General features: G+C 75.4%; 8 protein-coding genes. 3 read left to right on the top strand and 5 right to left on the bottom strand.

From position 1 onward, the window contains the following. Positions 1 to 153: 153 nt before the first annotated feature. The 5 genes from ACWFNE_RS08580 to ACWFNE_RS08560 all read right to left on the bottom strand — a co-directional run bounded on the left by ACWFNE_RS08580 (position 154) and on the right by ACWFNE_RS08560 (position 7230). A complete protein-coding gene (locus tag ACWFNE_RS08580; protein ID WP_452122004.1) occupies positions 154 to 1284 on the bottom strand; it encodes an ABC transporter ATP-binding protein in 1131 nt (376 codons plus the stop codon). A gap of 216 nt (positions 1285 to 1500) precedes the next feature. Continuing rightward, positions 1501 to 3036 (bottom strand): outer membrane protein assembly factor BamB family protein, encoded by a 1536-nt coding sequence (locus tag ACWFNE_RS08575; RefSeq protein WP_452122003.1) that lies wholly within the window; start codon positions 3034 to 3036, stop codon positions 1501 to 1503. Positions 3037 to 3181: 145 nt separating this feature from the next. Next, a complete protein-coding gene (locus ACWFNE_RS08570; RefSeq protein WP_452122002.1) occupies positions 3182 to 4651 on the bottom strand; it encodes an outer membrane protein assembly factor BamB family protein in 1470 nt (489 codons plus the stop codon). Between the two features lie 250 nt (positions 4652 to 4901). Further along, on the bottom strand, positions 4902 to 5744 hold the full coding sequence (gene otsB / locus ACWFNE_RS08565; protein ID WP_452122001.1) for a trehalose-phosphatase: 843 nt from the start codon (positions 5742 to 5744) through the stop codon (positions 4902 to 4904). After that, positions 5737 to 7230 (bottom strand): alpha,alpha-trehalose-phosphate synthase (UDP-forming), encoded by a 1494-nt coding sequence (locus ACWFNE_RS08560; RefSeq protein ID WP_452122000.1) that lies wholly within the window; start codon positions 7228 to 7230, stop codon positions 5737 to 5739. The genes otsB and ACWFNE_RS08560 overlap by 8 nt, the downstream gene beginning before the upstream one ends. 112 nt (positions 7231 to 7342) lie before the next feature. Here ACWFNE_RS08560 and ACWFNE_RS08555 point away from each other — a divergent pair, with 112 nt between their 5' ends. The 3 genes from ACWFNE_RS08555 to ACWFNE_RS08545 all read left to right on the top strand — a co-directional run bounded on the left by ACWFNE_RS08555 (position 7343) and on the right by ACWFNE_RS08545 (position 11192). Further along, a complete protein-coding gene (locus tag ACWFNE_RS08555) occupies positions 7343 to 9598 on the top strand; it encodes a serine/threonine-protein kinase (RefSeq protein WP_452121999.1) in 2256 nt (751 codons plus the stop codon). A gap of 92 nt (positions 9599 to 9690) precedes the next feature. Next, positions 9691 to 10290: a hypothetical protein gene (locus ACWFNE_RS08550; protein WP_452121998.1), complete on the top strand. Its 600-nt coding sequence runs from the start codon at positions 9691 to 9693 to the stop codon at positions 10288 to 10290. Between the two features lie 38 nt (positions 10291 to 10328). Continuing rightward, positions 10329 to 11192: a DsbA family protein gene (locus ACWFNE_RS08545; protein ID WP_452121997.1), complete on the top strand. Its 864-nt coding sequence runs from the start codon at positions 10329 to 10331 to the stop codon at positions 11190 to 11192. Positions 11193 to 11330: the final 138 nt, after the last annotated feature.

Here is an 11330-nt window from a genome sequence, read left to right as displayed (position 1 = left end):
GGGAGGGGGAAAACCAAAAGGGGAAAACGCCCCCCACCAGGAGAACACAAAAAACCAACAGAACACACAAAAACGAGGCGGGGGGGGGAAAAAAACCCCGGGGGGGGGGCCGGGTGGTTCCCGTCCCCCCCTCGCGGGTCAGTCAGGTGCAGGTCAGGCGTACGCGATGCGCTCGCCCGAGCCGGCGTGGAACAGGTGCTGCTCGCCCGTGCGGATGCGGACCCAGATGGTCTCGCCCTTGGCGGGGACCTGACGGGGGTCGACGCGGACGACGACCTGCGCGTCGCCGGCACCGGAGTGCACGGTGGCCGCGGCACCGAACTCGTTGGTCAGCGAGCCGTAGACGAACGCGTCCGAGCCGAGCTCCTCGACGAGGTTGACCTCGACCGGGATGGCGTCCGGCGTGCCCTGGGGGACGACGTCGAGCGACTCGGGACGGAACCCGATCGTGACGTGGCCCTTGTCCTCGGTCGTGAGACCCGTGATGACGTCGCGCGGGACGGCGATGCGGGCCTTGCCGACCTGCGCGTAGCCCTCGAGCACCGGGAACGTGCCGATGTTCATGGCCGGCGAGCCGATGAAGCCGGCGACGAAGACGTTCTTCGGGGTGTCGTACATGTCGCGCGGCGTGCCGACCTGCTGCAGGAGGCCGTCCTTGAGGACCGCGATGCGGTCACCCATCGTGAGGGCCTCGGTCTGGTCGTGCGTGACGTAGACCGTCGTGACGCCCAGGCGGCGCTGGAGCGAGGCGATCTGCGTGCGCGTCTGGACCCGGAGCTTGGCGTCGAGGTTCGACAGCGGCTCGTCCATGAGGAACACCTGGGGCTGACGCACGATCGCGCGGCCCATCGCGACGCGCTGACGCTGGCCACCCGAGAGGGCCTTCGGCTTGCGGTCGAGGTACTCGGTGAGGTCGAGGATCTTGGCGGCCTCCTCGACGCGGCTGCGGATCTCCGACTTCTGGGTTCCGGCGATCTTGAGCGCGAAGCCCATGTTGTCGGCGACCGTCATGTGCGGGTACAGCGCGTAGTTCTGGAAGACCATCGCGATGTCGCGGTCCTTGGGCTGGACGTCCGTGACGTCGCGGTCGCCGATGAGGATGCGACCGGCGTTGACGTCCTCGAGGCCCGCGAGCATGCGGAGCGAGGTCGACTTGCCGCAGCCGGAGGGGCCGACGAGGACGAGGAACTCGCCGTCCTCGACGTGGAGGTTGAGCGCGTCCACCGCGGGACGCTCCGTGCCGGGGTAGACCCGGGTGGCGTTGTCGAACGTGACCGTAGCCATGATGTGTTCCCTTCACCGGCAGGTACGTGCCGGACGATCCGTAGTGAAAGGTGTCAGAAGTGTCGCCGCTGACACAGACCGGGAGCAGTCGTCGGCCGTGGGAGCACCTGCTGAGGTAGCTCGCGGGTGCGCACACGGTCGGCGTCGTCGCCCTCGGTCCGCGGCCCATCCTGCCACACGACCCGCCCGTGCAGGTGGGAGGGGGTCGGGCACCTCTCAGCCGAGCACCGTCCAGCGGTCCGCGTCCCTCGACCACGCCACTGCACGGCCCCCGAGCGGCTGGACGCCGTCGACCTCGAACGGCAGGGTCCCGGCCCACGTGGACCGGCCGTCCCGGAGCGCGTACGCCCGGGCCTCGGTGGCGCCGGCGCGTCGGGCCACGACGACGAGGGACCGGCCGTCCGTCAGGAGCGAGGGACTGGTGGTCGGGCCGTCGCCGGTGCCCCTCGCGCTCGGGGGTGCCGTGCGCCAGCGCGTCGTCCCGTCCTCGAGCTCGACGGCGCGCAGCGAGCGGTCGTACCCGACGAGGTACGCGACGCCGCCGAGCACCACGGCGTCGGCGACGAGCAGGTCGTCGACGGCCCAGCGCACCTCGGCGGTCCCGGCGTCCCACGCGAGCAGCCCGCCGTCCGCGTCCGGCGCCCCGGTGAGGAGCAGCACGTCGGGCTCGGACCCGTCGTCCACGGTGAGGGGCCGGAGACTGCCCTCGGGCAGGGCCGTGACGGTCCCGTCGGGGGCGAGCAGCGAGTCGGCCGTCCCGCCCGAGATCCCGAGCCCGCGGCGCACCACCCGGTCGCCCCGCGCGGGCTGGACGACGGAGCCCGTCGCCGAGGCGCTCGCGGGGGCCGTGCCGGTGAGCGTGCCGTCGGGGCCGAGCAGCACCACGGCCGTCCCGAGGACGACGACCACGGTGTCGCCCGCAGGCACGAGGTACGGGACCGCCCCGGCGCGCGCCCACTCACGCTCGGCGGTCCCCGCCGGCAGGGCCTGCTCCCACGCCACCCCGCCCGTGCGCACGTCCCGGGCGCGGACCACGACGCTCCCGTCGTGCTCGCAGGACGCGGTCACGACCGTGCCGCCGGCCACGAGCATCCCGGTGCGTGGCTGCTCGGGCGTGCGGCGGACGACCTCACCCGTCGTGGCGTCGAGCACCACGAGATCGGCCTCCCGCGGCACCGGCGTGGGCAGCGACGTGTCGCCTCCATAGGACTCGGGCGGCACCGACGGGCGCTCGTACCGGCCGCCGACGAGGCAGACGAGCAGCGGCGCCTCGCCCGTCGTCGCGTCGCACGGGACGGCCTGCAGGTTCTCCACGGCGTCGACGAGGAGCTCCTCGGGACCGCGCAGCGGCGTCGACCACCGGACGTCGCCCGTCGCCGGGTCGAGGGCGACCGCGCTCTGCGCTCCGGAGTCCTCGAACCGTGCGCCGAGCCCCAGCCCGCCGACCTCGGCCCCGGCGTACAGGGTGAGCACGTCGCCGAGCCCGGGCTCCCAGCGGGCCTCGAGGCCGTCGCCGAGCGGCGGGAGCACACCGGGCACCTCGGCGTAGCGGGCCATCTCGGCGCGCTCGCGGGCGTCGAGCGCCGACTGCGTCCCGACGAGAGCCGCGACGAGGACCGCACCGGCGACGACGACCGTCCGGGTGCGCACGCGCCGGCGCGGCTCCTCGGCCCGCCCGGCTTCCGGCGCCGAGCCCGGGTCCTGGGCGGGGGCCGCGACGAGCTCGACCTCGACCATCGGGTCCCGGCTCACCGTGCCTTCCGTCCTCGACGGCCGCTCGCGCGCCGCCCACGCCCGCACCGACTCACCTGCCCACCTCACACCCCTACCAGATCACCTGCACGACGGCGGTCTCCCGACGCTCCCCGTCGCCCGTGCGGCCGGGTCCCGTGTGCGGTCAACCGAGGGCCAGAACGCGGTCGGAGCCGAAGTCCGGGATCCCGAACAGCAACCGACCGCTCGACGTCAGCACCTCGACGTCGGGGAGCTCCCCGGTGAAGGCGCGGCTGCCGTCGGAGAGCGCGAACCCGCTCAGCCGGCGGCGGCCGTCCTCCGCGAGCTCGAGCACGAGGACCATGCGGCCGTCGGTCCAGACGCTGCGGTCCGCGCTCGGCGTGAACGCCGCCGTCCAGCGCGTCGCACCGGTCGCCGCGTCGAGCGCGACGATCCGCCCCGACGCGTCGGCCCCGTACAGGGCGCCGTCGAGCAGGATCGTGTCGGTCCAGGGGACCGCACCGTCGCCGATCCGCTCGCTCTGCCACACCGCGGTGCCCGTGCGGGCGTCCCACGCGTGGAAGCGCTCGTCCGCGGTCAGGACGAGGCCGGGCGCGGAGCCGTCGTCGACCGACGTGAACGCCGGGACACCGGGCAGCAGCGGTCCGGGCGTGCCGTCCTCGAGCAGCAGCCGCGTCGACCCCGAGCCCTCGTAGGAGACGAGCCCGACGCGCCCGCCGCGCAGCGCCTCGGGCCACGCGACGACCTCCGAGCCCGTCGTCGTCGCGTGCAGCAGCTCGCCGTCGGGCGAGAGGAGCCACGTGCGGCCCTGGGTCTCGGCGATCTGGAGGTGCCCGCCGGTGACCCACAGCGAGAGGAGGACACCGAAGCTGCGGTCGACCGCGAGCGGCTCGGGCACCGAGAACCGCCACCGCTCGGCGCCCGTGCGCGGGTCCTCGGCGGTCACGAGCAGCCGGCCCGAGTCGTCGCCGCGCGCGCGGACGAGGGCGTCGCCGAGCACCGCGAGCCGGGTGCTCGGCTCCGTCGGGCGGCGTGCGACGACCTCGCCCGTCGCCGGCTCGAGCACGAGCACCTCGGCCCAGGTGGGGACGCCGGGCCGCGCGCCCGTGTCGGTGTCCGCCACCCCCGTGACCAGGCAGACGACGAGGCTGCCCGGACGCTCCTCGTCGGCCTGGCACGCCGGCCCGAAGCCGGGCTCGATCACGGAGCGGGGCGAGGACGCGCCCACGGCCGTGGACCACACGGTCGCTCCGGTCGACGACCGGACCGCGCCCACCGTCGGGACGCCGTCCTCGCCGGCGAACGTGCCGACCAGGAGGTCCCCCGACCGCACGCCGGTCCGCACGAGGTGCCCCGCGACCCCGTCGGACGTCCACCGCACGTCGAGGGTCTCGCCGAGCGGAGCGAGCACGTGCGGCACCGTCGCGAGGCGGGCGAGCCGCGTGCGCTCCCGCGCGTCGAGCACGAGCTGCGTCCCGACGAGCACCGCGCACACCACGAGGGCGACCACGACGAGCGTGCGGCGCGCCCGACGGCCGAGGCGGGGACGGTCCGCCTGGGGAGGTGCGGCCGGGACCGGGTCCGGGGCGTCCCCGGGGACGAGCTCGACCGCCTGCATGTCGCCACGGCCCATGCCTCGCAACCTACGCCGCGGCGCACGGACCGGCTCGACGGAGCGGGCAGGGACGGGGCGCGACGGGCGGGGAGGGCGGGGTGCGAGGCGGACGTGCGACCGGGGACGGGGTGCGAGGCGGGGCAGGGCGCGACGCGGGGCGGGGTGCGACGCGGGGCAGGGTGCGACGCGGGGCAGGGTGCGACCCGGGGGACGGCGCGCGACGGAACCGGCGGTCGTCGCGGGCCCGGTCCGCCGCCCCCGCCGTCCGTCAGCCCTGCGCCACCCCGAGGTCCGTCGCGAGCAGGTCGAGCGCCTCGACCACGTCGTCCGGCGAGGCCAGCCGGAACCGTGCGACCGTGTCGCCCGCCCCGACCTTGACCGTCACGTCGTCCGGCCCGAGCGCCGCGAACGCGTGCTCGTCGGTCACGTCGTCGCCCGCGTAGACGACGACGGCCGCCCCGAGCTCGGTCCGCAGCGCCGTGATGGCCTCGCCCTTGCTCGCGTGCAGCACCGAGATCTCGACGACGTCCTTGCCGTGCAGCACGCCCGAGCCGAGCTCCGCGCCGATCTCGAGCGCCTCACGCTCCGCTGCCGCGGCCACGTCCCGCTCCGCGAGCCGGGTGTGCACCACGACCGCGGTCGGCTTGGTCTCGACCCACACGCCGTCCCGCCCGCGGGCCACCGACGCGGTCTGCGCGCCGAGGGCCGCGAGGCGGTCCGCCTGCTCGTCGCTCAGCTGCACAACGTCCCGGTCCAGGCCGAACGTCGTGACGCGGGCGCGCTCGGCGCCGTGGCTGCCGACGAGGAACGTGCCGGGCGGGACCTGCGCGAGCGTGTGCAGGTCGGCCATCGCGCGCCCCGAGACGAGCGCGATGCGCACCCGGGCGTCGTCGGGCAGCCCACCGAGGGCCTCGAGGGCCGTGACGCCGCGCGGGAGGATGCGCGACGCCGACGGGTCGTCCTGCAACGGGGCGAGGACGCCGTCGAAGTCGAGCGCGACGAGCAGCGGGCGGCGCGAGGTGTCGCCCGCGAGCGCGGCGAGGGCCGCGAGGGTCGTGGACCGGTCGTCGGCCGGGCCGGTGGCGGCGGTGGCCGTGCGCGGCTCAGACATCGTCGCCCCGCCCCGCGGAACCGGCGTGGACGGAGTCGGACGACTCGCCGTGCGTCGTCGAGCCGCTCTCCCCGCGGACCGGGACGGCGGTCAGCACCGCGAGGAACGAGTCGGACCACTGCGCGACGTCGTTCTCGAGCACCCGCTTGCGCAGCCGGCGCATCCGCTTGCGCGCCTCGCGCGGGTCCAGGTGCACCGCGTACGTGATCGCGTCCTTGAGGCCCGCGATGTCGTGCGGGTTGACCAGGATCGCGCCCGTGAGCTCGTCCGCGGCACCCGTGAACTCGCTGAGCACGAGCGCGCCGCGGTCGTCGGACCGGGCGGCCACGTACTCCTTGGCGACGAGGTTCATGCCGTCGCGCAGCGCGGTCACGAGCATCACGTCGGCCGCCAGGTACAGGGCCGCCATCTCCTCCATCGGGTAGGAGTGGTGCATGTAGTGGATCGCGGCGTGCCCGAGCTCGCCGTAGTCGCCGTTGATCCGCCCGACGAGCAGCTCGACGTCGTCGCGCAGCTGCTGGTACGCGCCGACGTTCTCCCGGCTCGGGCTCGCGATCTGCACGAGCGTGGTGTCCGCGACCGAGAGGCGCTCGTCCTCGAGCAGCTCGCCGTACGCCTTGATGCGGTGCCGGATGCCCTTGGTGTAGTCGAGCCGGTCGCAGCCGAGCAGGAGGACCTTGGGGTCGCCGAGCTCGGTGCGGATCTCCTTGGCGCGCTGCTGGACCTCGGGTGTGCGGGCCAGCGCGTCGAACCTCTTGGAGTCGATCGAGATGGGGAACGCCGCCGCGCGCACGTGCCGCTCGACCTTGCCGTGCTTCGTGATCGTCACGACCTGACCGCGCGTCGTCAGGTCCGTGAACCGGCGCACGACGCGCACGAAGTTCGCCGCGTCGCCCGGGCGCTGGAAGCCGACGAGGTCGGCGCCGAGCAGGCCCTCGACGACCTGCTTGCGCCACGGCAGCTGCGCGAAGATCTCGAGCGCCGGGAACGGGATGTGGTGGAAGTAGCCGATCCGCACGTCCGCGCGCAGCTGGCGCAGCATCGCCGGGACCAGCTGGAGCTGGTAGTCGTGCACCCAGACGGTCGCGCCGTGCGCGGCCTGCTCGGCGGCGGCCGTCGCGAACCGCCAGTTGACCTTGCGGTACGACTCCCACCACTGGCGGTGGAACTGCGGCGGCTCGATCACGTCGTGGTAGAGCGGCCAGAGGGTGTCGTTCGAGAACCCCTCGTAGTAGTCCTCGAGCTCACGCTCGGACAGCGGCACCGGGACGAGGCGCATGCCGTCGGCGTCGAACGGGTCGAGCTCGAGGTCCGGCGAGCCGCCCCAGCCCACCCAGGCGCCGTCCGCGTCCTTCATCACGGGCTCGAGCGCGGTGACGAGGCCACCCGGCGACCGGGTCCACGTCGGCTCACCGTCCTCGCCGAGCGAGACGTCCACGGGCAGTCGGTTCGCGACCACCACGAGGTCATAACCGGCACTTCCCACCGTCGATCAGCTCCTTGGGGTTTTTTCGACCATACCGTGGAGTGCTCGTGCAGGCGGCGTGCCCACGAGCGGGCTGCGCCCGGACGCCCGCGCGCCCCGCTACTGTCCGGGCATGGAGCGCAAGGGCCTGACCCCGGGGTCAGAGGTCGGTGGGTACTCGATCGTCGCACCGCTCGGGTCGGGTGGCATGGGGACGGTGTACCGGGCCCTCGACGGCGGCGGCGCGGCGGTCGCGCTCAAGCTGCTGCACGGCGCCGACGACACCGACACCGAGGCCCGCGAGCGCCTGCGCCGCGAGGTCCTCGCGCTGCAGCGGCTGCGCCACCCCGCGGTCGCGGCGGTGCTCGACGCCGAGGCCGACTCGACCGAGGCGTTCATCGTCACCGAGCTCGTCGACGGGGTGAACCTCGAGGAGCACGTGCGCGCGCACGGGCCGCTCGACGCCGCGATGCTGCACGAGGTCGCGGAGGGCCTGCGCAGCGCGCTGACCGCGGTGCACGAGGCCGGCGTGGTGCACCGCGACCTCAAGCCGAGCAACGTCCTCGTGACCGAGCACGGCCCGGTGCTCATCGACTTCGGGATCGCTCACGCCGCCGACGACGCACGCGTCACCTCGACCGGTCTGGTGATCGGCACGCCCGGGTACCTCGCGCCCGAGCTGCTCGACGGCGCCGAGCCGACCGAGCGCAGCGACTGGTGGGGCTGGGCGGCGCTCCTCGCGTTCGCCGCGACGGGCCGTGCGCCGTTCGGGCTGCGGCCGCTCGAGCAAGTGCTCGCGAAGGCGCGCGCGGGCGACCCGGACGTCGCGGGGATCGGCCCGCTGACCGCGGGGGCTCTGCGCGGGGCGCTCGCGGCCGACCCGGGGACACGGCTCTCGGCGGCCGACGTGGTCGCGGCGTTGCAGGTCGCGGCCGTGGACGGGGACCCGGCCGGGGCGGCGGCCGCCTCGGCGGGCGGGGGCGTGGGGAACGACGACGCGGAGGACGACGGCGCAGGGGACGACGGCGTAGGGGACGACGGCGCGGGGGACGACGGCGCGGGGGACGACGCGGCGCACCGTGCCGGCGGGGTCGGCCCGGAGGACGACGACGCCGACCGGGACGGCGCCGACCTGGGCGACGCGGACGGGGACGACGCGGACCTGGGCGACGCAGGCGACGACGACGACGACGCGGACGACGCCGGGGACGCCGAGGACGCCGTCGCGACGGTGCTGCTGACCAAGCGCGTGCCGGCCGCGGTCGGGGCCGCGGGTACCGGCGCTGCCGCGGCGGCGACCGGGCTGGCCGGTGCGGCCACCCTCGCCCCGCAAGGCGACGCGACGGAGCGCGCCGCGGACGGCGGTGGCGCCGACGGCGACGAGCCGGACGAGGACGACGAGCGCGAGCCGTACGCCGACGACGCGCAGGACACCGTGCTGCTCGGCGCGGCCGGGACCGCGGTCGGCGCGGTCGCGAGCTCGACGGTCCTGACCAACGACGGCCACACCCAGGTGCTGCGGGCGCCGGTCGCCGCGCCACCGTCCGTCCCGGTGGGGACCCGCGCCGACCGCCACGACACGCTCGTCGACGACCGGGCGTACGACGGCGCCGCCCACAACGCCGATGCCTACGACGCCGATGCCTACGGCGGCGGTGCCTACGCCGGCGCGGCCGACGACGGCCGTGGCTACGGGGCCGACGACGCCGGCGCCGGCGCCGGCGGCTGGGCCGACCCTGCGGGCGACGACGCGTACTCGGAGGACGACGACCTCGGCTACGAGCGCCCGTTCGCGCGCCGCCGGTGGGGGAGCCTGCTGGCCCTGGCGCTCCTGGCGACCGCGTCCGCCGCGCTCTACCCGGGCTGGACGCTCGTCGTGCTCGGCGTCGTGCTCGTCCTGGTGCGGACTGCGGGCTCCACGGTCGAGGCGATGCACACCCGCCGCGAGCGCAACGGCGTGCGGCGCACCGACACGCTGCGCGCCGTCGTGTCGGTGCCGTGGCACCTCGTGCTCGCGGTCCTCGGGCTCGTGCCCGCGGTCCTCGTCGCCGGCTGCCTCGTGCTCATGGTGCTGGGCGTCCTGTGGTGGCTGCTGACCGGCGGGTACTGGGCACCCGACGGGGTCCGGGGCGGGGAGCCGACCGGGATCATCGCCTCGGCGATCGTCGCCGGGGTCTTCCTGCTCGGCCTCGTCACGCTGTGGTGGGGGCCGATCGCGCTCACGACCCGCATCGGCGCCCGCCGGGTGCTGTCCGTCGTCGCGCCGGGACGTGCGGGGGCGTTCGTGCTGACCCTCGTGGCGCTCGCGGTCGCCGCGGTCCTGGTGCTCGAGACGCTCGGGGACCCGCAGGTGGCGTGGGCGCCCCTGCCGCAGCCGCGGCTGCCCTGACCGCTGCGCCCCGGTGAGGCGCCGGGCGGCCCGCACGCCGTCGTTGCGCTGGACCGCCCTCGACGCACAGCCCTGACCCGTACCCTGACCCCATGACCGGCCCACGCGCGCGTGCGGCGGTGCCTGCGCGGCACCGCCTGTGGTCGCCGCGCGGGCGCGTTCCCGGCCGCCCGGCCGCGCGACTCGCGGGATCCGCCCGTCCGTCGCCGCTCGACCGGTCGCTCGCCCTCGTGCTCACGGCGGCCGGCCTGCTCGCCGTCGCGCTCGGCGTGCTCGTGCTCCAGGGCCGCCTGCTGCTGCACCCGTGCGTGAGCGCCGACGGGCCGCTCGGTCAGCTCGGCGTGCGCCTCGCGCTCCTGAGCAGCGCGAACGACTGCCCCGAGGGCACGCTCGCCGTGAGCGACGCCGCGACGCACGGCGCCATCCTCGTGCTCAGCGTGGCCGCCCCGGTGCTCGTCGCGCACGTCGCCGCCGCCGCGTTCGGGGCGGGCCTGACCGCCCTCGTGGTGCGCGCCGCGTCGTCCGCCGGGGAGCTGCTCCGCGTCGTGCTCGTGCGGCTCCCGGCCCGCTCGCACGTCGCGCCCGCACCGCTGCGGCGCCTCGTCGTCGTCGGCGAGCCCGACGTCCGTCCGCCGGGGACCCGTGGTCTGCGGCTGCACCCGCACCGGGGTCCGCCGCTCGCGCCCGCGTGAGCAGCCCACCCACCACCCCGGACAACGAGAGCAGGACCATGCCCAACGAACCCCGCCAGTCGAAGGCCGAGCGCCGCGACGAGGCCCGCCAGAAGGCGCTCCAGCTGCAGGCGGAGCAGAAGAAGCGCGAGAAGCGCAACCGGATCGTCGCGATCAGCGGCCTCGTCGCGGCGGTCGCCGTGCTGGCCGTCGTCGTGACGCTCATCCTCAGCCAGGGCAAGGACGTCGCCGCCGGCGCCGCGTACACCGGCGACCCGGTGGCGATCACCGAGGTCGAGGCCCCGTCGACCGCGGTCGAGTCCGGCGGCATCCCCGTCGGAGCCGAGGGCGTCGCGGGCGAGGAGCCCGGGGACGGCGCGACCGTCGTCGACGTGTACCTCGACTTCATGTGCCCGTACTGCGCCCAGTTCGAGGCGTCCAACGAGAGCGAGCTCGCCGCGCTGCGGGCGTCCGGCGACGTGACGGTCGTGTACCACCCCACGTCGATCCTCGACCGGTTCTCGAACGGCACCGAGTACTCCACGCGTGCGGCCGTCGCGGCGGCGGTTGTCGCCGACGAGGCGCCCGAGCAGTTCCTCGACTTCACGGCGGCGCTCTTCGCCAACCAGCCGGCCGAGAACAGCGAGGGCCTCTCCGACGAGGAGATCGCCCAGATCGCTCGTGACGCCGGCGTGCCCGACGAGGTCGCCACCCGCTTCACCGCGGCCGACGGCGACGAGGAGTGGCGCGTCTTCGCCCCGTACGTCGCCAGCCTCACGGACAACGCGGGCACCACGCTCGCGTCGGCCGGCGGCAGCGGTGAGTTCACGACGCCCGCGATCGTGATCGACGGCAAGCGCTTCGAGGAGGACTGGCAGCAGCCGGGGGCCCTCACCCAGGCGGTGACCGCCGCGAAGGGCTGACGCTAGGCTGGGCGCGGCGCCGGGGGAGACCCCAGCGCCGCGCCTCCAGCTGCGGCAAGTCGACCTCGCTCCGCACGCTCGCGGGGCCCGAGGAAATCCACCCCGGTTGCACCCTCCTTGGCGACCGCGAAGTTAAGG

The organism is Cellulomonas sp. NPDC055163 (assembly GCF_053607065.1).
This window is presented reverse-complemented; position numbering and strand designations above follow the sequence as displayed.

Excerpts from the sequence above, each read along its gene's own strand:
- ACWFNE_RS08555 (WP_452121999.1), top strand. The coding sequence starts at position 7,343 with ATGGAGCGCAAGGGCCTGACCCCGGGGTCAGAGGTCGGTGGGTACTCG.
- ACWFNE_RS08545 (WP_452121997.1), top strand. The coding sequence starts at position 10,329 with ATGCCCAACGAACCCCGCCAGTCGAAGGCCGAGCGCCGCGACGAGGCC.
- ACWFNE_RS08580 (WP_452122004.1), bottom strand. The coding sequence starts at position 1,284 with ATGGCTACGGTCACGTTCGACAACGCCACCCGGGTCTACCCCGGCACG.
- ACWFNE_RS08550 (WP_452121998.1), top strand. The coding sequence starts at position 9,691 with ATGACCGGCCCACGCGCGCGTGCGGCGGTGCCTGCGCGGCACCGCCTG.
- otsB (WP_452122001.1), bottom strand. The coding sequence starts at position 5,744 with ATGTCTGAGCCGCGCACGGCCACCGCCGCCACCGGCCCGGCCGACGAC.
- ACWFNE_RS08570 (WP_452122002.1), bottom strand. The coding sequence starts at position 4,651 with ATGGGCCGTGGCGACATGCAGGCGGTCGAGCTCGTCCCCGGGGACGCC.